Source organism: Pontibacillus marinus BH030004 = DSM 16465 (assembly GCF_000425225.1).
GTDB lineage: Bacteria > Bacillota > Bacilli > Bacillales > BH030062 > Pontibacillus > Pontibacillus marinus.
Map to the genome: position 1 here is coordinate 1 of NZ_AULJ01000012.1, position 26,033 is coordinate 26,033.

Genomic DNA, 26,033 nt, shown 5'->3' on the forward strand with positions numbered 1-26,033 from the left:
ATTTGATCGAAGTAGCATGGAGTTAGACAAGTAAAGGTATATAATTGAAGAACCAATAGAAATTAGGTGGAAACTTGGTTAAAAAACAAATAGTAAAAGAAAAAACTATTGCTATGATGGAAAAAGAGTTAGATGCACTCCTCAAAGCTAAAGGTTTTTCTAGAAGGAAGAACTCGACTAAATATCTAAGAAACTTTAAAGAGTCTTCGCAGGGTGTAGAATTAACTACAATAATAAATCCTAAATATCAATCGCATGCCGAAGCCCATCTATATCCTTGGATAAAAATAGAGGTTCCTAATGTTAATAAAATAGCCCTAAATATGGTGGGTGATGAAAAACTATTAGCTAATAAACCAGATATTACATTAAGGCAACCATTGGAAACCTTGATACCCAAAAGTTATCAAAAAAGGTTATTTTTTTATGAAGATGAAGGATATCTTCAAATTGGAGAGAAACTTAAATTCTATATGATCAATTGGGTATTTAATTTTCTTGATGAGCTTTCAACAGCAAAAGGAATTGTTAAGAGCTATGAAAATAAAGATGCTCGACCATTAAAATCTGACCAGTGGATAATTTATGTGACAGCTTCCTATATAAGTCTAGATGAATATGATAAAGCTAAGAAGGTCTTAGAGGACAATTTTTCTAGTATAGGAAAACAAAAAAGATATAGAGAAGCATTTAATTATTTGGATAAACTAAAGAAAAATAATTATTAATATATTTGTAAAATCTGGATAGTTTCAAGGCTTATTGGAGGCTATTGAAGAATATTATCTTTTAATTTATCTCGAAATCAAGTCTTCAGTGTTAGGGCGCGAATATGGAATAAAGGTGTTTGTACTCTGGATATTTTATGGAACCAATTTAGAATAGCTCGCCCTGGTATTTACGGTAATTAATCCGGGCTTGTAATGAAAATTATTTAAAACGAGCTTGGTAGTTTTAAAAAGGCTAAATCACGGAATATAAATTCTTCAAATTGCGTAATAGAAGAGGATGATCAATGATCATGTATGATGAGATACAAAGTCTAATTGCAGAGTCAAGGGACTCGGTTGAATTTGCAGACTACGGAGACGGGGTGGCTGAAGAATGGATAATAAAAGCAGAAGAACGTCTAGGATTTAAACTCCCGAATTCATACAAATGGTGGTTAAGAAAGTATGGCGGTGGAGAAATCTACGGTGATGAGATATTTAGCATTTATGAACAGGATTTTGATACCGTCGTTGGAGGAGATATTGTTTATATGTATGAATTAAACAAGAAAAATAAAAATTACAGTAATGATAAAGTTGTAATTTGTGAAGCTAATGATGCTGTTTTTTATTTTGATTTAAATAATAGAAAAGATGAAAATGAGATGCCAATTTATTCCTTACATGAAAATATAAAATATGCAGATAGTTTTATCGAATTTTTAAAGAAGAGGATTAAAGAATAATTGGGCTTGTGTTGTCTTAACCAGTTCTATAGTTTAAGAACAATGTAATAAAAGTTTCGAATTTAAATCTTCAGTATTCGGGCGCTTTTCTGGAATAAGGAAAGCCCTTTTTATTTGTCTTGATCGTATATTAGAGCAGGCTATTAACTAGATATTTGTTTTAAAATTTGAGTTGGAAAAATGTACTTAAACTAGGCAGTTTGTTTAAATAATGGTGAGGGGGTAAAAGGGAATTTCATATATAGATTGGAGACACTTAGTAGAAAAATTCACACCAGCAGGATACGTTGGTGATTGGGAATCTATTGCAATGGTATTTCTTGTACCTTTAGTTATATTAATCGCGAGAAAGTGGAAATGGTTTGCGGTTTTTCTAACATTAGATATACTTTTTGCTTATATGATATTTGATTATATTTTAAACGGTACTAATGCAAAGGGTATGGTAATATTCTGGATTATAATTCTGTTACTGTATTTTGTTTCTTTAATACAATTAATATCTAATTTCTATAAAAAGAGAAATAGTTAGGGATAATTCATATTCAACAAGCGGGTGATTTAGCGAAACAGATTAATGAAAATCTCGAATTCAAGTCTTCAAGATTAGGGCGCGATTCTTTAATAAGAATTAGCGTCTTTTTTTTTATTTTCAGAATGTAAAGACAGAATAATTCCCTACTCAACCTAATTGGGTAATTATGTTAAAATGGAGGTGCATTGTGAAAAGAAGGTCTTAAACTAAAGAAGCAGTTTAATATATGAGGGGTTTTTAAATTGAAAAATTTAATTCTGATATTTTCATCATTATTTATTTTTGGATGTTTGGTGGCTTGTAGTTCTGAACCAGCTGCCAAAGAAGATAATCAACCTAAAGAAAGTGCGGAACAAGCGAATAATAGTTCTGAAACTGCACAAACAAGCAAAAAAGAAGATATAGATGAAAAAAATGGATATGATTATTTTGTAAAGAACCGTGATGAAACAATAGAAAAGCTTGATTTGTTTGTTGAAGATGTAAGTAAAGGTATAGAAAGTGAAGTAGATGTTGTAACTATTTCAGATGAAGTAAGCTTTACTCGTAAATTATATTTTGATGGTGAATTTATCACAACACAGGAAATTGAAATCGAAGACAAACCTCTTAAATGTTCGAATATCGAGAAACGAAATTCGGAAGATTTAATTGTTTATCATTTATCCGAGTGCGAAAATACAGCAGGAATATTACAAGTTAATATACCACCACAACAATGATAATTAAACTAAAGGATGCAGTTACTTCAAGAAGGAGAACGCACCTTTCTAATTGAAGTAACGAGGCAGGTTTCTATAATAAAAAGGTAGCGTTAATAATTTGGGAATGGACAAAAAGCGGGGGAGAGATAGATTTCTTATGAACAGAAAACTAATTGGAAATAGCATTAGTTCTTTTGGGTTAGGTGTGCTTGTAAGTGCAATTGTCCATCCTTTAGGTTTTATGGAAAGCGATAACGTGTTTTATATAATGATGTTAGTTGGGTTAATTTTAATTCAAATTGGAAGGAGTTACGGTGAATACAAGGGCGGTAAAAGAAAATCACAATAGGTTTTAAATTTTCTTGTTAAAATAAACGGTAGCAAGAGATGAACAAGGGGCTGTGATACGACAGTTTTTAAGCTATTACTGGTATTTTCTTATTGTAATATCACTAAAATGAAGGTAAGAAAGGTATAGGCAATGTGAAGAACTACACTTAAACAAACGGGTGCAAGATTAAAAAAAATAGCATTTATCTCGAATTCAAGTAATCCACAAACGGGCGCTTTTCTGTAATAAACAGAGGTGCTCTTTTATTTATTTGGTGTTTCGTTTTAACAAAGATAAATACTTTACGATATTACTGTTATGGTGAATTATATGATTAGGGACTATATACAGAGTTATCCTAAAATGAATTCCCCTCGAATTATGATTGTTTTAAAGGGTGAAATAAGAAATGACTTCCTTAATGTGGTTATCGGTTTGGGTAATTATTTTTAGTGTACTAGAATTTTTAATAATTGCTGTCCTTCATAGTATCTTAGGCTTTAATAACTTACTTTACTTATTGCCCATAATCTTTTTTATTATAAATCCATTATTCATTGTATTTTCATTAAAAAGATTGCAAAGGAAGAAAAGGATAGTAGGAGCATTTATTTTGTTCTGTCCTTTGGTGTTCATATTCTGTATATGGATGTTTAATTTGCCAACTTAAAAAGAAGAGTTCTTTCCTGATGTATCTTGAATGAACTTAATATATGTATTTGTTTTTATAGCCTTAACTGTTGGATCATAATCTGGAAAAGTAGTTATCTCGAAATCAAGTCTTCCGCATAAGGGCGCTTTCCTGGCATAAGGAAAGTTCTTTTTATGTGTTATGATCATCTAATAGCGCAGGTTATAACTGGATATATGTGTTAAAACTTGAATTAGATTGTGAAACAGTGTAATTAAGCTAACAAATAATTTAATAGGGAGACAACAATATGGTATTTGAAACTGAAAGAATTTATTTTAGAAAGTTAGAAAAAGAAGATATATCAATTCTTCATCGCTGGCAAAATGATACGGAAGTATATTCGAATGTGAGTGACTCTATTGACTTATATAGTAAAGAAGATATAGAAAAGTTTTATGACAAAATCAAGAATGGTAAAAACTTTATCATAGTAGAGAAAAATACAAATAAAGAAATTGGCAGAGTAGCATTACCCTTTCTAGATTATGAACAACAAAATACTGAAATTATAATTATGATTGGGGAAAAAGAATATTGGGGTAAAGGGTATGGAAAAGAATCATTTCAACTGCTATTAGATTATATATTTAACGAACTTAATTTACATCGTGTGGGGCTAAAGGTATTTTCTTTTAATGAAAATGCATTTAAATTATACGAAAAATTTGGCTTTCAAGTTGAAGGGAAAATAAGAGAGTCATTTTATAGAAATGGGAAATGGCACGATATTTATTTAATGGGATTATTAAAAAGTGAATATTTAAAAGGAAATTAAACAAATATTCAAAACCTTCTTATCCTACATGAAGATGTTCACCGACTGATTCATTCGAAGGAAAAGGAAAGAATAGATCACTATATCCATCACATAACATTAATCGAACCAAGTTAAATAAGATTAACAAATACCGTGATGGCATGCTCTGTGTGGAGCAGGGGAGAAGCTGGAGATAACGTCAAACGCTTACCTATTGCTAACGAATCTTTAATAAGAATTTGCGTCTTTTCTCTTCAGTCTTATATTCAGCTCTATTAATATATTTCTGTTTGGGGCAAGCTCAAGGTTTCTTGAGAAACAATCGAAAAAACAGCGTAAAAAAATACAAGGGATGTCTATAACAAGGCATCCCTTTTCTATATTAATTATTTAGTTTCTAAGCGATTTATATCTAATCATGGGATAGCATATTAAACATATAGTCAAATAACTTGTCCTGGGTAATTCCGAGTTCATCGGAAGTAATCGCATGATGAACATTTAATCCATACCCTATAAGTAAGAAGAGTTGACTCACATTCGTCGCATCAATATTAGATGGAATAGCTCCATGTTCTTGTCCATAGCGTATCCATTCTTTCGATTGTTCCAAGACAGTTTTATGATGTTGCTCTAATAGTTGCGCAACGGATGGATCATGTCGATGGGAGAGTAGATAAAGTATAATTTCATTGCTTACGCTATCAGAATTAAAGGTGAAAGTCTCCGTCGTTTGATAAAGCGGTGAATGAAGCTTTTCTTCAGCGGGGTTTTGTGCTGCTTCATAAAAACGCTGATTGACTTGTTCAAGCTTTGAAGTTAATAATTTTGCAAAAAGTTCATTTTTACTTTTGACATAATGATAGATGCCACCCTTTGTTAGTTCTGTGCGTTCCATAATATCTTTTAGGGTTGTTTTTTGACATCCTTTTTCTTTTATGAGGATTTCGGTATTATTTAAGATCGTTTGCCACGTACTGTTGTCCGTCATTGGATTCATCCTTTCTTCTATCCTCTCATCATATAAAACCAACCAATGGTTTGTAAAACCCTCTTTACAAACCGTCGGTCGGTATGTAAAACTGAAAATAACATAATAAAGGAGCTGAAAAGATCATGTTTAATTTTTTATTAATCGCTCATATTATAGGTGGTTTTAGTGCTTTATTCTTGCTATGGGTACCCATTTTCACAAAAAAAGGAGGAACGTGGCATACCAGAACAGGTTGGATGTTTGTATATGCAATGAGTCTAGTGAGCATTTCAGCTGTAGGGCTGGCATTAATAAGAATCTTTTTTCAAACGCATACTTCAGCTGATCAGGTATCCTTTTCCATATTTCTCATTTTTATTGCTGTATTAAGTTCAATGTCAGCCTATTATGGAATTCGAGTTCTCCGTTACAAACGAAAATCGTCACGTCATCGTAATAGCATGGACTTAGCTGCTTCATCCCTTTTATTCACCAGTGGAATAACTTGTTTGATTTATGGATTCATGATTGGAAATGGCTTAATTCAGTATTTTCCCATTATTGGAGTTGTTTTAGGGGCTGCTCAACTGGCCTATTGGTTAAGACCCATGGCACACAAAAATAGTTGGATTGTTGAGCATATCGCAGGTATGATGTCATGTGCGATATCAACAGTTACAGCGTTTACAGTTTTTGGGGCCCCGCGTTTATTTCAATTAGGTTCAGGAAACGTACTTTTATGGTTTTTGCCAACCATTGTATTTATTCCTATGATTATTGGGTTTAGTAGAAAGTACTCGCTTCCAAGAAAAGGGGAAGGTGTGAAAAGTGCATAAAAAAGATTAAATGAAATCATGAGAAAAGGAAGAAATGTACTACTTACGTTTAGATTAGAGGAAGTAATAAACATAGATTGACAAGATTTTATTATAATAAATAAAAAGTTACTAACGTATTATTTATGTGAAAGGATGATTACTGTATGTTTATTTCAGTTACTAGGTTGCATTTAAAAGGAAAGCGAAAATTACCTAAATTTTTCTTTCATACAATTAAGTCCATTCTTCAGTCAAAAAAAGCAGAAGGACTAAAATTTTCTTCTTTTAACAAAGAAGGATGGGATACATACTGGACTCTAACCGTATGGGAAAGTAAGGAAGATATGATTTTTTTTAGAAATAATGGTAATCATTTAAAAGCAATGAAAACATCACGAACTATAGCAGATAAATTAGAGTATATTAACTGCGAGAGAGAAACTATACCTACTTGGAATGAGTGTAAAGACAAATTATATAAGAAGTATGGAAGACTTGAGTGAGTTTAAAAGTTTCTAAAAAGAGTTGGTTCAGCTCAAGAAAAACAAAGAGAACAACACCCTACTGTTCTACGTTTTGATGTAGACTCGTTAATTACTGAGGTAGAAAGGTTAGAGGATCGCGGAGTTGTCTTTTTACATAGAAGTTTAAATTTTGATTGGAGGAAAATTGCAGTTTTTAAGGACCCTGATGGAAATAGAGTTGAATTAGGAGAAATTAATAGATCCAGCGGTTTATATATACCAAATTAACAAAATTTATTGTTTAAGAATATTTTAGCAATTTATCTCTAATTCAAGTATTCAACATAAGGGCGCGATTCTTTAATAAGAATTAGCGTCTTTTTTTATTTTCGAAACGATAAGGAAGAAGAATTCTCTTCGTAATCTAATTGGGTAATTATGTTAAAATTGAGTAGCATTGTGAAAAGATAATCTTATACGAACTGGGTGGGTTATCTTAAAAACCTATATCATTATGGGTTTGCAAGATGTCGGTGTTAATAGATAATAAAATTCTTTAATTACAAAAAGTTAGGTGATAAGTCGATGATAGGAATAAGTATAGCGACGCAGTGGGAATATGAAGCTACATTGGAATACTTTAGCATAAAAGATAACGAACGTTTCGGTTATCCTTATGGCGAGTATTTCATGAGAACAATTAATGATACTGAGCTTGTTTTTTATAGTACCGGCGTAAGAAAAGTAAATGGTGTTGGTGGTAATCAGTATATGATTTCTAAATTTAATTTGACTAAAGTAATCGTTGCAGGAACATGTGCAGGAATAGATGATAAGTTCAGTAGTTTGGATATTTTTGTACCCGATAAAGCTGTTCAATATGATTGCACAGTAAAAGAAATTGAGCCTTTTATTAAACAATCCTTCATAGTCGATATTGATCTATCAAAATATGGGGATGATTTTTATACCGGAACAATTGGCACCGCTGATAAAGCAGTAGTTATGTGGAAGGACTATTTAGAACTTAAAGAAAACAAAATAATAATAGCCGATACAGAAGCGGGTGCAATTGCTTATATCTGTAAGAAGGATGATGTTGAGTGTATTATTATAAAAGGAATATCTGATTTTCCAACAGAAGAAAGTAATTCTGAAAAATTCGAATCGAACAATGAACAAATTAATATTTATATAGAAAACACCCCTAAAGTTATGAACAAAATATTTGGCGAATATTTAGAGAGGTTTATTTGAATAATTTTGAAGTTAATAGAAAAATTGTGAAAAAACGGATTCTATAGTAGAAGGACATAAGTATTTGTCTAAGATTTTGTGAAGTTCTAAACCTGTGTTATGAAAGGGAGATACCTTTTTTGAAGTTCTTTATTATGTTATTCATTATAATCCTAGCTATCTTATCAGCTACCATTCTCTTATCTTTATTAGAAAAGACCATTGATGAGGATCATGCAGACGATGAGGAAGATATTCAGAATAAAGTATTTCGTTTTGCAATGAACAAACGAACATCTTGGAAGAAAGCTGCTTTTATATGGGGTATGGTTGGCTTTTTAAATACATATACCGCAATCGCTCTTGCACAGCCTATACCTTATGGCTACTTCGCCGTCGTAGGATTTGGAATTGCAATTGCACAAGTGAATAATGCCTCTGAGATCTATGTTCGTATAATGAACAGTAATTTATCCATCTATCGAAACGCTTTCTTAGGGTCGAAGAAAATTAATCTACCTTCTCTTCTCCGTGTCGATTTAACGAAGAGTCAGTTTCGGTTTTATCAAGAGAATGTTCTTGTTGGGAAGGTTTCATTAAAGTATTTACGTGATGGGGATGAAGCAAGGTTGAAATCAGAAATAGAAGAGTACATCAAAGTGAGAACCACTCATACCTAAGTTGGTTGGAATTTTATGTTAAACCCAACTAAGATTGTAACTTAATCTAATTGATCGGTAAGTGATAAATACGAAGAGGTGAGTAGATGATCCTTATTTTTATACTTGTTCTGTTATTGATCGGAATGGTTAGCATAGAAAAATTACTGAGGAAGTTGGTTAATCAAAATAAACAAATACTTAAACACTTGGAAGAAGTAAAGAGCTCTGATAGTAGAAAATAAAATATCTTAATCTACTTATAAAATAAAAAATCCTGTACACCAAAAAGTGTACAGGATTTTCTTTCTTGCATATGATTAGCAGTAGCAAACAGCACCAACAATGATTAATAGGATGAACAACACAACAATTAACACGAAGGTATCTCCTGTACGACCAGGACCACCATATCCATAACTAGGTGCAGTTGCCATAGGTGCGACATTAGCTCCAGCAACAGGAGCAGCATTTACATTTGCATACATTTTAACACTTCCTTTTTAGGATTATTCACTATATTATACTCACCTAGTACAGACATGAGCCCGTCAACCTCCAAAATGGGCGGATCACTTTCTAAAAAGTTATAATGAACGCTTAAACATTTTTTGAAGGTAAGAAAGATAACGCTTATATGAAATGGATGGTTTATTGTGGTGAATAATCATAGGCTGCTTTTTATACACAGGATTCAATATGCTTCGGCTTATGTTATTTTGAAGCGAAATTCTAGTGACCAAGCTTGTTAAGTAAGCTGATTGATTACTCGTTGGTCTTCTCGTTTCATTCAGGGTCTCAATCATTTTCTCCGTATTCTTAATCCCAAATCCATGACCAAAAACATTACCATCGTACAAAGTAACGGCATTTACACCACGGTACCAGGGAGTGCTGGGGTCATATTCAGGGTTATTAAAATAAACGACATCCCCTGGTATATAATGGTCCCCATAAAAGGTGTATAGACCGAGGTCAACGTCGGTGTGCCAACTGTATAAATACAGGTTTTGAAACAGATAGTTAAACATTTCATCACCTATACGATCCAAAATAGCTTTGTAAAAGTTCATGACACAGGCCATTGCACACTCAAACGCATAAAGAGAACTGTTTCTATAAATATCTCGAATTGCATTAGAAGGGTATTGATTAGGTTTTAATTGAAATCCACCTTCTGTCGTTAAGTACCAGTATTCAGGATTACATTGCGTATATTGAAATGTTGTGAATTCAGATTCACCTTCATTCATTACCTTAGCACTTTCTATAATGTCTTTTCGAACATTGATCTCAAATAAAAAGTCATTCCAAGAGGAAAAACTATAGAGGGAAGGAGCTTCAATCATGGCTTTCACAATCAATGTTTGGTCACTTCCAAAGTACGACGAATCCTTAAGTTGAAAAGGTGTTCCGGCTACTTGTATCATGTTATGCCCCCCTTTCAGGATGGTTTACATTGATACTTATTTTATTCGAGTAATGTATTGAAAATGTTTTATAAGGACTTAATATAATCTTCAAGAATAAAACTAAATTAGTAACTAAAAAAAGAGCAAACTCCTCATGGAAGATGCTCTTTTTGTCTTTTATTAATATACAACTTTAAGATAGGTTTAACTCTCTTTATCTTCTGGTTTTGGCACGTGTTTAAATATTTCATGAGTTTCAAAAAACTCAACAAGCCTTGTTAACCACTCATAAAAGCCTAAAAAGTTATTGGACTCTTCTAAGTACTCCTCTGCTTTCTTGCGAGTTTCTTTGTCTGTATCAGGATCTTCGATTATTTCATTTAACTGGTGTGTAATCTTTCTGTGAAAGGTTTGGTTCATACTAATCCCTCTACGCCAGTTGGAGCTAAATAAGCTAATAAACGTTTGGTAATAGTCTTGTTCTACACTATATTTATCTTTTCTTACACCTTTTTCGTAATGTTTTGTAGCAAGGTTGTTCTCTGACAGCTCTCTAACTGCTTGGCTCATTCTAGTCTTACTCATCCCAAGTTCTTCAGTCATTTCATCTAACGTCATAGGAGCTTTATTATAATAAATGGTTCCTAACAAACGTCCAACTGTAGAGGGAACCCCATATAGTTGCATATTCGTAGCAATTTGATCCACTATTCGTTTATGAACTTCATCGAGTTTCTCTTCGTTACCCATACAATATCACTTCCCACTTATTACTTTCCCTAAGTATAACTTAGTCTAATGATTTTTAATAATACAATACCATCAACCTTTGAAGAAATAAAAGATAAGATTGATAAGGATTTTCGAGAAATTTAAAGAAAAATGGAGGGATTCTTCTATAAATTCTGTAAACATATAAGTTTATAAAGTTTATAGAGTTATGTGATCTCATTTGGATTTTGAACTTTGTAAACTTAAAACTTTATAATGTTTATTGTCAATTCATACAGAATTAACTTTGATCATTGTTAACAAGGATTTCAATCCAGGAGGGGTTAAGAGTCACATGATTCGTTTAGAGAAAGTAAAGAAAGTATATGATGATGGATTTCAAGCATTGAAAGACATTAATTTAGAATTTAAAGAAGGCGAGATTAACGTTTTAATCGGTCCAAGTGGTTGTGGAAAAACAACGACCATGAAGCTATTAAATCGTTTGAATGAACCTACTGATGGGACGGTTTATATTAATGAGAAAGATATCTCACAAATGGACCCGGTAGAGTTAAGAAGGCAAACGGGCTATGTTATTCAACATATTGGCCTATTTCCTCATATGAGTATTGCGGAGAATGTAGGTGCTGTTCCTACATTACTCAAATGGGATAAAGACAAAATTGATAAAAGAGTAGATGAACTGCTAAACCTTGTAAATCTTGATCCTGAGACGTATAAGACACGTTTTCCTTCAGAGTTAAGTGGAGGACAGCAACAAAGAATTGGAGTCATTCGTGCACTAGCTGCAGAACCACCAGTGATTCTTATGGATGAACCTTTTAGTGCTCTTGACCCAATAAGTAGAGAACAACTACAAGATGAGTTACTTCGTTTACAAAAAGAGATTAACAAAACATTTGTCTTTGTTACACATGACATTGATGAAGCATTAAAAATCGCAGATCAAATCATTTTAATGCAGGGTGGAGAAGTTGTACAAAAAGGGAAGCCTAGCGAGGTTTTAAGTAATCCTGAAAATGATTTTGTAGTTGATTTCATTGGAAAGCATCGATTAGAAGAAAATCGTAATAGTATTCCTAATGTGGATGAAGTCATGATGGAAAAACCTCTAACCATCTCATCTTCTGAATCCCTTACGAATGCGTATGAATCTATGAAACAACATGGTGTGAATTCTCTTGTTGTTGTAGATCGTGGAGAGTTAAAAGGACAAGTTTCCATTTTTGATGTAATCGATGTAGGAGTTTATGAGAACAAGTTGGTTAAAGAAGTTCTGAAACCTTTTGAACAGGTTGTGGAAATAGGAACTTCTCTAAAAGTTGTATTAGATCTTATGGAGAAAAACAATGCAGCCAATATTCCAGTCATGAATAACAATCAGTTTGCTGGAATGGTTACTCGCGGAAGTGTAGTTGAATTGCTAGCTAGTGTTTACGCTAACTCACAAAGAGAGGGAGCCTAGATATGGAACTGGTGACAGAATATATTCAGTTTTGGCAAGAACGATTTTCCACCATTATGTCCTATTTTGGTGAACATATATTTATTTCATTACTGTCGGTCTTCCTGGGGGCAATCGTCGCCATACCGTTAGGGATTTATTTATCAAAAACAACGAATAACACTATTCAAACCATTATCTTTAATGTTTCGAATATCTTTCAAACTATACCAACAATTGCGTTGTTAGCAGTTATGATCCCTTTATTAGGAATTGGGTATACGCCTGCTATCACTGCACTGTTTTTATATTCCTTATTACCTATATTACGTAACACATATTCAGGGATTAAATCCATTAATCCCGAAGTGATTGAATCGGCAAAAGGTATGGGATATAGCAGCCTCCAGCGCTTATGGAAAATTGAAATAAGGTTAGCATTTCCATATATCATGTCAGGAGTTCGTGTTACGACGGTTTATATTATAAGTTGGACGACACTCGCTGCTGTAATTGGAGCAGGAGGTTTAGGAGGCTTAATCCTATCAGGTTTAGGGTTTAATGATAAATTCTATATTTTCACAGGGACATTCCTGGCCTTAATATTAGCGCTATTAACGGACTTAACGCTTGGAAAACTAGAGAAAAAAGTAGCTTATAAATAAAGGAGAGAACAACAATGAAAAAATTATTATTTGGAAGTTTAGTAGGAATGATGTTACTTATGTCAGCATGTGGTAACAGCAAGCAAATTGAGATTGGAACTCAAACGTACACAGACCCTAAGATCATGGCTCATATTATTGAAACGCTAATCGAAGATCGCACAGATTTAGAAGTTAATATTACAAAAGACATTGCAGCAAGTCCTCAAATCATCTCTTCAATGGAAAAAGGGGATCTTGATATTGCAGCAACACTTTTCTCAGGTGAGGTTTATAACAATCACTTTGATGACCTTGAATTTACAACAGATCCAGAAGAAACAATGAAAAAAGCTCAAGAAGGATTTAAAGAGAAATATAATTTTAAATGGTACGACAGTATTGGATTCGAGAACGCATATGCTATTGCTGTGAGTCAGGATATAGTTGAACAATATGATCCACAAACAATTTCTGACTTAAAGCCAATTTCAGATAAGTTACGTTTCGGAACAGATACTTCTTGGTTAGAACGTCCAAATGATGGTTACAGAGCATTCAAAAAGAAATACGACATGTCCTTTAAAGAAGCTCGTGGTATGGAAGTTCGTCTAATGTACGAAGCGATTGAAAATGATGAGCTTGATGTCATTACAGCTTATACGGTAGACCCTCAAATTCGTGACCTGAATATGAAGATTCTTGAGGATAATAAAAACTTCTTCCCACCATACGATGCTTCTGTTGTGGCTACACAAAAAGTTCTAGAGGAACATCCAAAAGTGGATAAAGTACTTCAAGAGTTAATCGGAAGTATTGATACAGAAACAATGTCTGGATTAATAAAGAAAGTGGATATTGAAGGAAAAGAAGCAAAGAAGGTAGCAGAAAATTACCTTAAAGAACAAGGATATCTAGAATAAGAATCCATCATCTAAAAAAAGGTGTGAAAAAATGGACGTAATACAGAAAATCACCGAGATCGGCCAATATATGATTGAGAATTGGGCCCATCTCTTGAGTTTAACCTTCGACCATATATTAATGGTGTTATACGGAATGGTTCTGGCAGCAGTAGTTGGTATTTCTCTTGGAATTGTTTGCGCAAAATTTGAAAAGGTGGCACCTATCATTTTATCTATTGCAAACATTATTCAAATCATCCCAAGTCTAGCATTACTTTCAATTATTATGCTTTATTTTGGACTGGGCTTTACTACTGTAGTCATTGGGTTGTTCTTGTATTCTCTTTTACCAATCATTCGAAATACGTATGTAGGATTAAAAGAAGTTGATGGTCATGTATCAGAAGCTGGAAAAGGGATTGGTATGACCCCCTTCCAATTGTTATATAAAATTCAGATTCCTCTAGCGCTACCATTTATGATGGCAGGGGTACGAATCGCTACCGTTATTGCAGTAGGTGTTGCCTCTATAGCTCCCTTTGTAGGGGGAGATGGATTAGGCCGTGAAATTGTGTCTGGTATTAACAGTCGTAATGAAACTATGATTTATGCTGGTGCAATTCCTGCGGCGATTCTAGCAGTTTTAGCTGACCTTATCTTAGGGAAGTTAGAGAAACGCCAAAAGAACAAAATAGCTTAATAATGAATAGGTGAATATATGATAAGCAAGGTTATGGAACGCCTAGAGAACCTTTATGAAGAGATGGTAGAGATAAGAAGAGATTTGCATATGTATCCTGAGCTCTCTTTTGAAGAGGTTCGCACACCTGAGATCATTGCGAATTATCTATCTGACTTAGGTTTAGAAGTGAAAACAGGTGTAGGTGGAAGAGGAGTTGTAGCTACTCTTAGAGGTAACAAACCTGGTAAAACTGTAGCACTAAGGGCAGACTTTGATGCCCTTCCCATTCAAGAAAAAAATCAAGTGCCTTATAAGTCTACTGTACCAGGTGTTATGCATGCCTGTGGTCATGATGCACATACGGCAATCGTTTTAGCCATTGCTAAGGCATTAAGTGAAAATACAGAAGTATTAGAAGGAAATGTAGTATTTATTCATCAGCATGCTGAAGAACAAGTGCCAGGTGGTGCGATCAAGATGATTGAAGACGGGTGCTTAGATGGAGTAGATGCCATCTTTGCACCTCATATGGAAAACTATCATCCTGTTGGTAGCATTGCATATAGAAGTGGTCCAATTATGGCTGCATCAGATCGATTTGAGATTGATATCATTGGTAATGGAGGGCATGGCGCTTTTCCACACCATACGAAAGATTCAGTAGTCATCGGTAGTCAATTAGTAACCAATTTACAACAAGTCATTAGTAGAGAGATTGATCCCTTAAAAGAGGCCGTGTTGTCTATCGGATCTTTTCATTCAGGTGAAGGGTATAATGTAATTGCTGGAGAAGCATCTATTAAAGGAACGGTACGGACTTTTGATGAAGATGTTAGAAATAGTATTGAGGAAAAGATTAAGAGAATTGTTGAAGGGACCTGTCATGCTGCAGGAGCCTCATATAAGTTTCAATATAAGCGAGGATATCCTGCAACGATTAATCATGAACAAGAAACTGAGATATTAGTTGAATCTGCAAAGGATCTATTAAAGAATGAACAAATTATTGAGATTCCTCCGAACATGGGAGGAGAGGACTTTGCTTATTTTCTGCAGAAAGTTCCTGGTTCTTATGTTTTCTTTGGATCAGCTAACCCTGATATAGGAGCCATACACCCTTATCATCATCCTGAATTTGATATTGATGAACAGGTCATGCTCTATGCCTCAAAAATATTAACTCGTACTGTGGTTAATTATTTACAGAATTATGCTTGAGGTTTAAGGATAAAGAAATCCCACTTCGCTCATACAAGTTCATCTTGTATGGGCCTATTTTTTGAACAATAAAGGGTGAATGTATTGAATATAGTTATTGGGCAAGTGGCACATGAAACGAATACCTTTTCTTCCATTAAAACAACTACTCAATTATTTCAGGATTGGGAATGGGATGAAGGATCAGAAATTATAGATAGGCATACTGGTGTTGAAGATTACTTAGGGGGAATGATTAAGAGAGCCCTTGAACTTGGTATCAATACCAAGCCGTCATTTTCTGCTTATACAAATCCTTCTGGAATTATTACGAGAGACACATATGAAGGTATAAAAAACAAACTGATAGATTCAATTACCGAGATGGATGATTATGATGGAATCTGTCTCATGCTGCATGGTGCTGGTGTAGCTGAACAAACGGAGGATATTGAGGGGGATTTGTTACAATCACTTCGTGAGGAAGTTGGTTACGAGGTACCGGTTGTTGTAGTGCTTGATCTTCATGCCAATATATCTGAATTAATGGTACATGAAGCTGACTTAATTATAGGGGATAATTATTATCCTCATACAGACTCTTTTGAGCGAGGAAAAGAGGCCATTGATCTATGTGTCAAAATGACAAAAGGTGAGATTCAGCCCACCATGGCTTTTGAAAGGCGCCCTTTGATGATTCCGACCTCTACTACAAATGTTTCTCCTGCAAGTGATATTAATGAATGGTGTTGGAGCTGGGAAGCTCATGATAATGTTCTGGATTGTACGTTCTATCATGGTTTTCCTTACTCTGACACTTCTAACACAGGAGTATCGGTGTTGACGATTACTGATCAAAATGAAAGCTTCGCAAATGACATTGCCAAACAAGTAGCAGATAGAGTTTGGAATGTAAAAGATAAATTTGATGCAAATCACTTCTCACCTAGGGAAGGTATTGAGCATGCCTTAAAGTCGTTCACCTCTCCTGTCATCTTGAATGAGACCTCTGATAACCCTGGAGCTGGTACTCCTGGAGACGGAACTCACTTATTAAAAGAAATGATAAATATGAACCTAGAGAATGCTTGTTTTGGTGCAATTTTTGACCCTGAAGTAGCTGAGGAAGCACATGAGCATGGTCCTGGGCAGTGTATTAGTGTTGAATTAGGTGCTAAAACTGATCAATTACATGGCACTCCTATTATAGGAGAGTTCTATGTCAAAAATATATCGGATGGTCGATTTAAACAAACATCCCCGATGTGGAAAGGGATCCAAGTAGATGTAGGGAAGTCTGCACGATTGCAACTGAATGGGGTTGATATTATCGTTTGCTCAGTGAATAATCAAATCATGGATGAACAACTCTTTTTATTACATGGTATAGTTCCGTCGAATTATAATATTGTTGCTTTAAAATCCAGTCAGCATTTTAGAGCAGCTTTCGATTCTATTGCTTCAAAAATTATAACAGTAGATTCAATGGGGCTTAGCACTTTTGATTTAAGCGTCTTTGAATACAAAAATATCTTGAGGCCAATTGCTCCTCTTGATAAAGAGGATTGAAGGAATTTAAAGTTAAACATAGTTGAAAGGTATGTATCTGTATAAAGCATATAACATCTCGTAGCTATGCTTATCCTTTCAGTCAAAATAGAAGAGTATTATGATCTTGCTTTAGGTGATGATAAAAGATTATTCGTTTTATAGAGAAGGAAAATAATCACTGTTAACCCTAGGTTCATGAAAACCCCACCGAAATCAAGAGTTCGGTGGGGTTTTTAAAACTTATTCCTCTTTACTAACTTCCAACTCCATCTTATCCTTCCGCAATGCTTTATACAGCGAGTATACCATAAGAACCATGATGATCGAGAATGGGAAAGTAGCTGAGATTAATGCGTTTTGTAAGGCTTGAAGTCCGCCTGTGTATAGTAGCACAGCAGCAATAGCTGATTGGGCGATACCCCATGCAAACTTAACGCGTTTCGCTGGTTCAAGTGATCCATACGTTGTTTGCATGCCGAGTACGAACGTCGCTGAGTCGGCAGAGGTGATAAAGAATGTTCCGATAAGCATCATGGCGATGATTGACATGAGTAAGCTTAATGGGAACTGATCAAACACGCCGAATAACATCTGTGGATCAGGTAGCTCAGCAAGTTTTGCTCCAGCCTTTTGCTTTTCGATCGCAGCCATACCAAAAGTCGTCATCCAAATGAAACTAACAATGGATGGTACTAACAAAACCCCTGATAAGAATTCACGAATCGTACGTCCTTTTGAGACACGAGCAATGAAAATCCCAACAAATGGAGACCATGCAATCCACCACGCCCAGAAGAACACAGTCCAGTTTTGTACCCATTTTTGTTCCTCTTCATTATTAGGTGAAATGCGTAAGCTTTCTTGCGGTAATTTTTTCCACGTAAGCGCCTAATGTATCTACGAAAGAATTGACAATATAAAGGGTTGGTCCAATTACAATCATGATGCCGAATAATGCAATCGCTAGCCACATGTTCGCATTACTTAAATATCGGATCCCTTTGCTCAATCCAGAATAGGCTGAAATCATATATAAAACGGTAACAATTACGATAATGACAAGCTGGATCCAGAATTGTTTCTCGATTCCGGCTAAGTAGGTGAATCCACCGTTAATTTGGGCAGCTCCGAATCCAAGTGTGGTTGCTACACCGACGATGGTTGCAAAAACGGCAATCACATCAATCAATTTCCCCCATGGTCCGTCCATCTTATCTCCAAAGATCGGTTTTAATGTAGCGGAGATCAATCCAGGAGCATCGTGGCGGAACTTAAAATAGGCTAGCACAAGTGCGACGATTGCGTAGATTCCCCATGCATGAACACCATAGTGGAAAAAGGTAATACGCATAGCGTCATTTAGTGCTGCAGTTGATCCAGGTTCAGCGGTTGGAGGTGTTTTCATGAATTGGTTGATTGGTGCCGCTGCTCCGTAGAACACAAGCCCGATTCCCATACCTGCACTAAACAACATGGCAAACCACGTAGAGTAGCTGTAATCTGGTTTACTACCTGGTTTACCGAGTTTGATTTTACCGTACGGACTAAAAATCATGTATAAACAAAAGACAACGAAGACGGAAACGATTAATAAATACCACCAGCCAAAATGAATAGAGATGTAGCTTTTAATGTTTCCTGTAATGGATTCTAAGTTTTTCGGTGCAAATGCTCCCCACACCGATGCTACAAGAGTAATAGCTAATGTAATCCAAAATACAGATGATACATGTTTTCTTATGTCCTTCTCCTTTCATGATGCAACAATTATTTCCTAGGTAATTTTTGATTCCACATATCTATACCCAATAGATTTCTAGATAAACAAAAGCTCGTCGGATGTTGTTGAGTGTTGATGAAAAAACATCTCCTTTTTTGTAGGGTATAATAGAGTTGCATACGTCAAAGAAGTAGAGTGAAAATGAAGCTTTTGCATGATCGTATTTATAACAAACTTGCACTACAATTTGACTAGATTTGTAAAAAAGTGAAACAAAACATGGTACTTTTTCGTCTAACAAAAGGAGCATAGGGGGGGGAGAACTGTGAAAAAACAGATCATAAAAATAATAGCATGTGCATTACTGCTGATAAGCATGTTTGCCGGTGCTAGCAATCTAGTACATGCTGATGAAGGCCGATTACATATAAAAGTCGATGAAGGCCTAAAAGGGAAAGCCAAACGATATAAGGGTTTCCCAATAACGTTAACCGTTACGAATAATGGAAAAGACTTCTCAGGAGACCTAACGGTGGTCATTCCTCGAGATTATAATGCAATTGGAAATAAAGTCATTCCGATTGATATTGCCGCTGGGGCAACTAAAAAGATTCATTTTTCCGTTCCACAAATGGAAGGGATGAATGTGTTCCGGAATGGTCCGGGACAACCAAGTGTTGAACAGTTTCACTTATATGAAGGAAGCTGGGAAGATGGGAAGGAAGTCCCCGTTGATACTGGATTATCGATTAGCCCAACATACATACAAGATAATAAAGCGGTAATCGGTGTTCTGACAGATCAACCGGATCAATTAAACTACTTAAAATTGCTTTCTTTTATGGGGGAAAGTCCCGAGGTTCTTTTCTTAGATGCTGAGGATATCCCGAAAGAGTCTGTAGGCCTTAATGTATTGGATCTTCTTGTGATTCAGGATTATGATGTGGCCAATCTATCACAAGAACGTCAAACGTCTATTAAACAGTGGATGATGAAGGGTGGCCATATTGCAACGGGAAGTACCCCTGGTTTGATGCAGCAATTTGGAAGCCTTAGTGAAGACCTACCGTTACAAATAGAAGGTAAGGAATCTGTGAATTCGATTGAGCGTTTCAATCAAATCGAGTCGTTTACTATCACAAATTTTGAATTGTACAAGGGTTCCTTTAAAGAAACCGCTACGATTCAATATGAAGAAAATGGTACGCCTTTAGTTATTGAACAAAGTCAAGGACAAGGTAAAATCACTCAATTCAGCTATGATATTAGTCATCCCGCTTTTCAAGAATGGGGTGGAAATGCAGATATATGGGATTCTGTTGTTGGAAATTATCAGCCTAACCGCAATAGGAATATCTATGATCGACTAGGGGATACATCTCGTTATTTTGAAACCTTAGCGAATTTTAAACTATCCACTTTAGCTTTATTGTTTTCAGGTTATATTTTGTTGGTTGTTCCCATTTTGTATTTCATTCTGAAGAAGATGGATAAGCGTGAGTGGGCATGGTTATTGATTCCAGCACTTGCGGTGATCACTTCGGTTGGATTGTATGTAGTGGGTGCCCAAGATCGATTAGGAGATTACAAAACAAAAGCTGTTTCGATCGTATCCGTTGATCAAAATGGAGAGGGGTATGGAAGAGGTTCTGTTTCGATGCTTTCAAAAGAAGCTGGCACATATGCATTAGAAGTAGATGCTTCCTTGCAACCTTTTCCAACCGAAACAAGACGCTCATCTACTATGCGAGCAGAAGAAATGCCTTATATTGAAATGGGTAATGACACCAATCGTGTGTACTTCGAGGAAGTTGAATTCTGGTCTCCTCGTAGTGTAACGGTCGATCTTCCATCTAAGGAATATGGACAATTCTCAAGCAAGATTAACCTGGATGATCAACATTTAACAGGTGAGATCACGAACCATTTCCCATATTCATTTGAAGATGTGTACATCGTTGGAGGACAGTCTTATCAAGAGATCGGGTCTATAAAAGCTGGTGAGTCTAAGACGTTGGATATCAATATGCAAACGCAATTGATGTTCCAAGCACCAAATGAACGTACCGCCTATCAAATATTTAATAGACCAGCGAACAACATGAACCAAAACGAACAAAATGTAAGAAGAGATCTTGTTCAGATGGCAGCTCAGTACGGCATGTTTGCAGATGGAAATAACCCAGTGTTGATTGGGTTTACCAAGGATCAAATCTTTGAGGCGAATGTAAACGGAAAAGATACATCTCAAGATAATATTCACCTCGTAACCCAACCTGTGGACATTAACTTAGGAAGTGGGAATAAATCGATATCCACTGAGCTCATAAACCCTACATTAACTACTGTGGAGGGTCAAGTTAAATATAATGGATTAAACCGAGGAGATTTAATGTTTGATGCGAATCAGGGCACGTATTTGCTGAAGTATAATCTACCTGAAGCTTATATCCAAAAAGGGTTTGAAGCGAGTGAATTGTCTTTAAACTTTCAACAACGACCAGGTGGGGTAAGCTTTGCTATCTATAATGCGAAAGTGGATGCGTACGATTCGATTGAAGATGCATCTTTTGATCAAAATGTTCAAGAAACCTATATCAAAGAAAACACGATTACTATTCGCGCTACAATAACGACAAATAACATGAATGGTCCGGTCTTCGTGCCAAGCATTAACGTAAAAGGGGTGACAAATCCATGATTGAAATTACGAACTTAACCAAACGTTACGGCTCATTTACAGCGTTAAATGACTTGAACTTAACGATCGAAAAGGGGACAGTATTTGGATTTGTTGGCCCAAATGGAGCTGGGAAGTCTACAACGTTTTCCATTTTAGCCACACTCTTAGCTCCAACAAGTGGAACAGCTTATGTGAATGGGTATGACGTAACCAAATCACCAAACGAGGTTCGGAAACATATTGGCTATATGCCGGACTTCTTCGGTGTTTATGATCAATTTAAAGTTCATGAGTACCTCGACTTTTACGGAGCAAGCTACGGGGTTCCAAGCAAGGAACGTAAAGCCATCATTCCGCAATTGCTTGAGCTTGTGAACTTAACTGATAAAAGAGATGCGTATGTGGATTACCTTTCTCGAGGGATGAAGCAGCGACTTTGCCTTGCACGTTCTCTTATCCATGACCCAGAGGTGCTGATATTGGATGAACCTGCTTCAGGATTAGATCCGCGGGCACGGGTAGAGATGCGTGGGATTTTGCAGGAGCTTAAGAATATGGAGAAAACGATTTTGATCTCCTCGCATATTTTGCCTGAGTTATCAGAGATGTGTGATTACCTGGGTGTCATTGAGCATGGAAATCTGATTGCGAGTGGTAATGTAAATCACATCGAGAACCAGTTGCAAGCTCAAAAAGTGCTGCAAGTTTCAGTGAAAAACGATGTGGAGCAAGCAGTATCCTTTTTTGAAGATGATCCGAATGTGCAACAAATCGATCGTGATAAAAAAGATGAGTTGCTTATCCATGTTTCCTATGATGGCTCGGATGATGAACAAATTGAACTGTTGAAAAAAGCAGTAACGCAAGGAATTCCGATCCTGTCGTTCACACAAAAACAGAGCAATTTAGAAGATATCTTTATGGAAATTACGAAGGGAGGGGAGTAAATGAATAAACTATCTTCCCTATTCATTAATCCAGTTTTGAATAAAGAAATTAAATTACGCTTCCGTTCGTTTAAGAGCTTTCTTGGTATTTTGTTTTACCTAGCTGTATGTGCTGCAGTGTGTCTTGCGTTTATATGGATTGAAGGTCATAACCGTAATGGCTTTACCGCTAATGATAGTCGAACGTTGTTTATGCTATTATCCATTGGTCAAATGGGGTTGATCGCGTTTATTACGCCAGGGCTCACAGCAGGTGCTATTAGTGGGGAACGTGAACGTCAGACGCTTAATATCCTGCTTACGACCCAACAATCTTCTATGTCGATTGTGATTAGTAAACTGTTTTCTTCCTTAGCATTTCTCGTCTTAATGCTTGTAGCATCCCTTCCGTTATACAGCCTTGTGTTTTTATATGGTGGGGTTTCACCGAAAATGGTGCTGATCACGTTTGGATTACACCTATTAACGATGCTCATGATTGGCAGTCTAGGAGTCATGTTTTCTACGATTATTCGAAAAACGATGGTCGCGACGATTACGACGTATGGCGTTATGTTGTTTTTCGTAGTTGGAACAGGCTTTTTGTATATTTTTTTAGGGGAGATTATGTATAACCTTAATCAAAATCCAGCATCAACCAATCAAAGGTGGCTCCCTTATATTTCGCTTATGTTGAATCCAGGGATTGTGCTTTTCAATTCATTTGAAGCAGGTGGTCTTGATTATGCCTTACAAAGAATGGGGATTACCTGGCCGATTTGGAAAGGATTCACGCTATCCTATATTGGCATTAGTATCTTTGCTTTGTTCGTAAGTATCATGCGTTTACGACCTCGCATGCGTTCGAAAAAAGTGAAAAAGAAGGCGTCTTAAATGAATGAACAACGACAATTTTTCCATTTACTCAAGGAAGTGAAACGGAAGCTTTGGCTTCATGAAGGAATTCGAATCTTTTACATGAGTCTTCTGGCTTCTGCGGGAGTTACGTTGTTTTGGCTTATTTTGAGTCGATTTTTCTTAATCCTACACATTGATATGAAAGTTATGGTAAGTGTAGGTCTCGTGATTCTAGCAAGCCTTACTTATTTTGTTGTGAAGAAGCCTTCCGATACGGAGGCGTCTTCACGGTTTGATGATCAAGGGTTAGAGTCACGTGTTCAAACCGCTTATCATTATATGGAAGACGAATCGGACATGGCAAAACTCCAGCGTAAGGATACCTTGAAGAAGATGAAAGAGGTTTTGCCTGCGATTAAGCAGGAGCGCGTGAGGTGGTTCGATTGGAAAAAGCTCTCGATCGCTACCGGCTTATTTGCTCTTGCTTATCTTTCTCTTCTATTTCCGAATAGTGTGATGGAACAGGCGGATCAAAAGGAACAAGAGGAAAAGATCGTCAAGGAGCAAAAGGAGAAAGTGGAAGAGCTTGCTGAGGAGCAAAAGAATACGGGTAAAGAAGCGAAAAAAGAGTTAGAAAAGCTCGCTGAGGAAGTGAAGAAAGAACAAAAAGCGGAAGAGATTCAAGAGGATCTGCTTCGAGCTGAAAATCAGTTAGATAAGTTGAAAAAGCAGGCGGAGCAATCAAAACAAAAGCTTCAAGACATGAGTGAACGAATGAAGGGTCTGAATCTAGATAGCTTAGCTCAAGCACTGAATAACGTGAATCAGGCTCAAATGGAAAACCGAATAGCGGACTTGAAAAAGCAATTGGAAGGCATGGACCAAGAGCAGCTTGAACAATTACAAAAGCAATTGCAAGAAGCCGCTAAACAGATGGGCCTTGAGGGGGAGAATGTGAATCAACAAACCCTTTCTAAAGAAGAGCTAGAAAAGTTAATGGCTCAATTGGAAGATGAAATGAAGAAAATGATGCAGAAAGCTGGGAATGCCTCGAAGCTTGCCCAAACCCAAGCCGATCTTCAAAAGCTCGCCCAACAAATGAACCAACAAATGATGAGTGCGGGGATCGGAACATCTGGAACGTTATCTTTTGCTGGAAGTTCTTCCTCTAGTGGCTCGTTTGGAGGGCAAGGACAATCTGGTCAAAGTGGACAGTCTGGCTCTGGGTCAAATAGCTCTGGCTCAAATGGATCGGGCTCTGGAAGCGGTTCTGGATCTGGTTCAGGGAGTGGCTCAGGTTCTGGTAGCGGTTCTGGATCTGGTTCCGGCACTGGTAGTGGGTCTGGAACAGGAGGTAATGGAGCTGGTCTCGGGGCTGGGAATCAGAATTTAACGGTTCCTCAAGAAGGTTTAGACGGAAAGGACAATGTTGAGCGCGATACAGGTGAACTAGGAGAAGGTTCTAGTGAACAGCAAATCGCACCTGATGCACCGATTTTACCAGGGCAAGTGCGTTCCTATGAGGAAGTGTATCAGAAATATGAAGATACGTACCGTCAGGCTTTAGAGCGTAATGATTATCCAGACCGACTACAGCGTATCATTAAGGATTATTTCTCAGATATCGAACCGAAGGAAGGAGACAGCGGATCATGACAGCCATAAATGAACAATCGTTAGCTGAAATTAAAGAAAACATCGATCTTGTAAAAGCCGAACTCCGTAAATTTATAGTCGGTCAGGAGGATGTGGTCGAACAACTTCTCTGGGGGATTTTTGCCGAAGGGCATGTTCTGTTAGAAGGTTTACCTGGACTAGGTAAAACCATGCTCGTACGTAAGATCTCTGAAGTCATGGAGCTACAGTTCTCCCGAGTTCAGTTCACACCTGATTTGATGCCGACAGATATTACAGGTACAAACATGATACAGCCGAATGAACAGGGAGGCCAGTCCTTTGTGTTTCATGAGGGGCCGCTCTTTTCCAATATCGTGTTAGCTGATGAAGTGAACCGTGCCACTCCCAAAACGCAAAGTGCCTTACTAGAAGCGATGGGGGAAAAAACGGTTACGGTGATGGGGAAAATGCACCGACTGCCTGAACCTTTCTTCGTTTTGGCTACCCAAAACCCGATTGAATTAGAAGGAACGTATCCATTACCAGAAGCACAGATGGACCGTTTCCTGATGAAAATTGATGTGGACTATCCATCTCGCGAAGAGCTAAAAGAGATTGCGGTGCGTACGACTGCTCCGAATATCGAACCTCTTCAAAAAAGGGTGGATGCCGATTTTGTGGTGAATGTGCAAAAGACCGCGAAGGAGCTGCTTGTCGCTGAGCCTGTCCTTGATTATGCGGTGAATGTGATCATGGCGAGTCATCCTGATGATGAAGGAACAACGGAAGATATCCGTGAGTATGTGCGATATGGTTCAGGACCACGTGGACTGCAAAGCTTACTTTCTATTGCAAAGGTTCGAGCGCTTTTTGATGGTCGTTACAACGTATCGGTTGGCGATATTAAGAAGGCGGCCTATCCCGTTTTACGTCACCGTATGTTCTTAAACTTTGAAGGAGAAGCGTCAGGCATTTCGAAGGACAATCTTATCGGAGCTTTGCTGGAATCTGTAGCGGAAAGGGCGTGAGGAT

General features: G+C 36.6%; 24 protein-coding genes and 2 pseudogenes. 21 read left to right on the forward strand and 5 right to left on the reverse strand.

Annotated features, from left to right (window positions below):
- The first annotated feature begins 74 nt into the window (after positions 1–74).
- The 5 genes from H514_RS0102215 (at position 75) to H514_RS0102240 (ending at position 4,495) form a co-directional block, all read left to right on the forward strand.
- Complete coding sequence (locus tag H514_RS0102215; protein ID WP_027445469.1) at positions 75–728, forward strand: hypothetical protein; 654 nt, start codon at positions 75–77, stop codon at positions 726–728.
- 287 nt (positions 729–1,015) lie between these two features.
- Positions 1,016–1,456, forward strand: coding sequence for an SMI1/KNR4 family protein (locus tag H514_RS0102220; RefSeq protein ID WP_036843969.1), 441 nt, complete (start codon positions 1,016–1,018; stop codon positions 1,454–1,456).
- A gap of 777 nt (positions 1,457–2,233) precedes the next feature.
- Positions 2,234–2,713 carry a hypothetical protein gene (locus H514_RS0102230; protein WP_027445472.1) on the forward strand — a complete coding sequence of 160 codons (480 nt, stop codon included), beginning with the start codon at positions 2,234–2,236 and terminating at the stop codon, positions 2,711–2,713.
- A 139-nt stretch (positions 2,714–2,852) separates the two neighbouring features.
- Entirely contained in the window at positions 2,853–3,044 is a 192-nt protein-coding gene (locus tag H514_RS0102235) for a hypothetical protein (protein ID WP_027445473.1), read from the forward strand.
- 923 nt (positions 3,045–3,967) lie between these two features.
- Positions 3,968–4,495 carry a GNAT family N-acetyltransferase gene (locus H514_RS0102240; protein ID WP_027445474.1) on the forward strand — a complete coding sequence of 176 codons (528 nt, stop codon included), beginning with the start codon at positions 3,968–3,970 and terminating at the stop codon, positions 4,493–4,495.
- Between the two features lie 394 nt (positions 4,496–4,889).
- Here H514_RS0102240 and H514_RS0102245 read toward each other — a convergent pair whose 3' ends face one another.
- Positions 4,890–5,468, reverse strand: a complete 579-nt coding sequence (locus H514_RS0102245; RefSeq protein WP_051254995.1) for a TetR/AcrR family transcriptional regulator — start codon at positions 5,466–5,468, stop codon at positions 4,890–4,892.
- A gap of 125 nt (positions 5,469–5,593) precedes the next feature.
- Between H514_RS0102245 and H514_RS0102250 the strand changes: the two genes are divergently transcribed.
- The 5 genes and pseudogenes from H514_RS0102250 to H514_RS0102265 all read left to right on the forward strand — a co-directional run bounded on the left by H514_RS0102250 (position 5,594) and on the right by H514_RS0102265 (position 8,648).
- Entirely contained in the window at positions 5,594–6,286 is a 693-nt protein-coding gene (locus H514_RS0102250; RefSeq protein WP_027445476.1) for a hypothetical protein, read from the forward strand.
- 146 nt (positions 6,287–6,432) lie between these two features.
- Entirely contained in the window at positions 6,433–6,771 is a 339-nt protein-coding gene (locus tag H514_RS0102255; protein WP_027445477.1) for a hypothetical protein, read from the forward strand.
- A gap of 48 nt (positions 6,772–6,819) precedes the next feature.
- Positions 6,820–7,020: pseudogene (locus H514_RS25340) on the forward strand (VOC family protein); the annotation flags it as partial.
- A gap of 297 nt (positions 7,021–7,317) precedes the next feature.
- A complete protein-coding gene (locus H514_RS0102260; RefSeq protein ID WP_027445478.1) occupies positions 7,318–7,989 on the forward strand; it encodes a 5'-methylthioadenosine/S-adenosylhomocysteine nucleosidase family protein in 672 nt (223 codons plus the stop codon).
- A 119-nt stretch (positions 7,990–8,108) separates the two neighbouring features.
- Positions 8,109–8,648 carry a hypothetical protein gene (locus H514_RS0102265; protein ID WP_027445479.1) on the forward strand — a complete coding sequence of 180 codons (540 nt, stop codon included), beginning with the start codon at positions 8,109–8,111 and terminating at the stop codon, positions 8,646–8,648.
- Positions 8,649–8,947: 299 nt separating this feature from the next.
- Here the strand turns inward: H514_RS0102265 and H514_RS24200 are convergent, their stop codons facing one another.
- From H514_RS24200 to H514_RS0102285, 3 genes are all read right to left on the reverse strand, one after another.
- Positions 8,948–9,064 carry a YjcZ family sporulation protein gene (locus tag H514_RS24200; RefSeq protein WP_154657310.1) on the reverse strand — a complete coding sequence of 39 codons (117 nt, stop codon included), beginning with the start codon at positions 9,062–9,064 and terminating at the stop codon, positions 8,948–8,950.
- Between the two features lie 150 nt (positions 9,065–9,214).
- On the reverse strand, positions 9,215–10,057 hold the full coding sequence (locus tag H514_RS0102280) for a protein-glutamine gamma-glutamyltransferase (protein ID WP_027445480.1): 843 nt from the start codon (positions 10,055–10,057) through the stop codon (positions 9,215–9,217).
- A gap of 186 nt (positions 10,058–10,243) precedes the next feature.
- On the reverse strand, positions 10,244–10,789 hold the full coding sequence (locus H514_RS0102285) for a GbsR/MarR family transcriptional regulator (RefSeq protein WP_027445481.1): 546 nt from the start codon (positions 10,787–10,789) through the stop codon (positions 10,244–10,246).
- Between the two features lie 316 nt (positions 10,790–11,105).
- On the opposite strand from H514_RS0102285, the gene H514_RS0102290 reads away from it, so the two are divergent.
- The 6 genes from H514_RS0102290 (at position 11,106) to H514_RS0102315 (ending at position 17,215) form a co-directional block, all read left to right on the forward strand.
- Positions 11,106–12,239: an ABC transporter ATP-binding protein gene (locus tag H514_RS0102290; RefSeq protein ID WP_027445482.1), complete on the forward strand. Its 1,134-nt coding sequence runs from the start codon at positions 11,106–11,108 to the stop codon at positions 12,237–12,239.
- Between the two features lie 2 nt (positions 12,240–12,241).
- A complete protein-coding gene (locus H514_RS0102295) occupies positions 12,242–12,883 on the forward strand; it encodes an ABC transporter permease (protein WP_027445483.1) in 642 nt (213 codons plus the stop codon).
- Positions 12,884–12,897: 14 nt separating this feature from the next.
- Positions 12,898–13,785 (forward strand): glycine betaine ABC transporter substrate-binding protein, encoded by an 888-nt coding sequence (locus H514_RS0102300; protein ID WP_027445484.1) that lies wholly within the window; start codon positions 12,898–12,900, stop codon positions 13,783–13,785.
- 31 nt (positions 13,786–13,816) lie between these two features.
- A complete protein-coding gene (locus tag H514_RS0102305) occupies positions 13,817–14,467 on the forward strand; it encodes an ABC transporter permease (RefSeq protein ID WP_036841811.1) in 651 nt (216 codons plus the stop codon).
- Positions 14,468–14,485: 18 nt separating this feature from the next.
- Positions 14,486–15,667: a M20 metallopeptidase family protein gene (locus tag H514_RS22330; protein ID WP_036841813.1), complete on the forward strand. Its 1,182-nt coding sequence runs from the start codon at positions 14,486–14,488 to the stop codon at positions 15,665–15,667.
- Positions 15,668–15,751: 84 nt separating this feature from the next.
- Complete coding sequence (locus H514_RS0102315; RefSeq protein ID WP_027445486.1) at positions 15,752–17,215, forward strand: M81 family metallopeptidase; 1,464 nt, start codon at positions 15,752–15,754, stop codon at positions 17,213–17,215.
- Between the two features lie 222 nt (positions 17,216–17,437).
- Here H514_RS0102315 and H514_RS22335 read toward each other — a convergent pair.
- Positions 17,438–18,938 (reverse strand): annotated as a pseudogene (locus tag H514_RS22335) (glycine betaine uptake BCCT transporter).
- A gap of 304 nt (positions 18,939–19,242) precedes the next feature.
- Here H514_RS22335 and H514_RS0102325 point away from each other — a divergent pair.
- From H514_RS0102325 to H514_RS0102345, 5 genes are read left to right on the forward strand one after another with little or no spacing between them, the layout of a single operon-like run.
- Entirely contained in the window at positions 19,243–21,618 is a 2,376-nt protein-coding gene (locus H514_RS0102325) for a hypothetical protein (protein ID WP_027445487.1), read from the forward strand.
- Positions 21,615–22,547, forward strand: a complete 933-nt coding sequence (locus H514_RS0102330) for an ABC transporter ATP-binding protein (RefSeq protein WP_027445488.1) — start codon at positions 21,615–21,617, stop codon at positions 22,545–22,547. The genes H514_RS0102325 and H514_RS0102330 overlap by 4 nt, the downstream gene beginning before the upstream one ends.
- Positions 22,548–23,420 carry an ABC transporter permease gene (locus H514_RS0102335; RefSeq protein ID WP_027445489.1) on the forward strand — a complete coding sequence of 291 codons (873 nt, stop codon included), beginning with the start codon at positions 22,548–22,550 and terminating at the stop codon, positions 23,418–23,420. It begins immediately after the preceding gene.
- Positions 23,421–25,040: a hypothetical protein gene (locus tag H514_RS24540; protein ID WP_027445490.1), complete on the forward strand. Its 1,620-nt coding sequence runs from the start codon at positions 23,421–23,423 to the stop codon at positions 25,038–25,040. It abuts the gene before it with no gap.
- Positions 25,037–26,029: an AAA family ATPase gene (locus tag H514_RS0102345; RefSeq protein WP_027445491.1), complete on the forward strand. Its 993-nt coding sequence runs from the start codon at positions 25,037–25,039 to the stop codon at positions 26,027–26,029. Before H514_RS24540 ends, H514_RS0102345 begins: the two co-directional genes overlap by 4 nt.
- Positions 26,030–26,033: the final 4 nt, after the last annotated feature.

What these genes read in the sequence shown, in the direction of transcription:
- H514_RS0102220 (WP_036843969.1), top strand. Translation starts at nt 1,016, where the DNA reads ATGATCATGTATGATGAGATACAAAGTCTAATTGCAGAGTCAAGGGAC.
- H514_RS0102235 (WP_027445473.1), top strand. Translation starts at nt 2,853, where the DNA reads ATGAACAGAAAACTAATTGGAAATAGCATTAGTTCTTTTGGGTTAGGT.
- H514_RS0102240 (WP_027445474.1), top strand. Translation starts at nt 3,968, where the DNA reads ATGGTATTTGAAACTGAAAGAATTTATTTTAGAAAGTTAGAAAAAGAA.
- H514_RS0102245 (WP_051254995.1), bottom strand. Translation starts at nt 5,468, where the DNA reads ATGACGGACAACAGTACGTGGCAAACGATCTTAAATAATACCGAAATC.
- H514_RS0102250 (WP_027445476.1), top strand. Translation starts at nt 5,594, where the DNA reads ATGTTTAATTTTTTATTAATCGCTCATATTATAGGTGGTTTTAGTGCT.
- H514_RS0102255 (WP_027445477.1), top strand. Translation starts at nt 6,433, where the DNA reads ATGTTTATTTCAGTTACTAGGTTGCATTTAAAAGGAAAGCGAAAATTA.
- H514_RS0102260 (WP_027445478.1), top strand. Translation starts at nt 7,318, where the DNA reads ATGATAGGAATAAGTATAGCGACGCAGTGGGAATATGAAGCTACATTG.
- H514_RS24200 (WP_154657310.1), bottom strand. Translation starts at nt 9,064, where the DNA reads ATGGCAACTGCACCTAGTTATGGATATGGTGGTCCTGGTCGTACAGGA.
- H514_RS0102280 (WP_027445480.1), bottom strand. Translation starts at nt 10,057, where the DNA reads ATGATACAAGTAGCCGGAACACCTTTTCAACTTAAGGATTCGTCGTAC.
- H514_RS0102285 (WP_027445481.1), bottom strand. Translation starts at nt 10,789, where the DNA reads ATGGGTAACGAAGAGAAACTCGATGAAGTTCATAAACGAATAGTGGAT.
- H514_RS0102290 (WP_027445482.1), top strand. Translation starts at nt 11,106, where the DNA reads ATGATTCGTTTAGAGAAAGTAAAGAAAGTATATGATGATGGATTTCAA.
- H514_RS0102295 (WP_027445483.1), top strand. Translation starts at nt 12,242, where the DNA reads ATGGAACTGGTGACAGAATATATTCAGTTTTGGCAAGAACGATTTTCC.
- H514_RS0102300 (WP_027445484.1), top strand. Translation starts at nt 12,898, where the DNA reads ATGAAAAAATTATTATTTGGAAGTTTAGTAGGAATGATGTTACTTATG.
- H514_RS0102305 (WP_036841811.1), top strand. Translation starts at nt 13,817, where the DNA reads ATGGACGTAATACAGAAAATCACCGAGATCGGCCAATATATGATTGAG.
- H514_RS22330 (WP_036841813.1), top strand. Translation starts at nt 14,486, where the DNA reads ATGATAAGCAAGGTTATGGAACGCCTAGAGAACCTTTATGAAGAGATG.
- H514_RS0102330 (WP_027445488.1), top strand. Translation starts at nt 21,615, where the DNA reads ATGATTGAAATTACGAACTTAACCAAACGTTACGGCTCATTTACAGCG.
- H514_RS0102335 (WP_027445489.1), top strand. Translation starts at nt 22,548, where the DNA reads ATGAATAAACTATCTTCCCTATTCATTAATCCAGTTTTGAATAAAGAA.
- H514_RS24540 (WP_027445490.1), top strand. Translation starts at nt 23,421, where the DNA reads ATGAATGAACAACGACAATTTTTCCATTTACTCAAGGAAGTGAAACGG.
- H514_RS0102345 (WP_027445491.1), top strand. Translation starts at nt 25,037, where the DNA reads ATGACAGCCATAAATGAACAATCGTTAGCTGAAATTAAAGAAAACATC.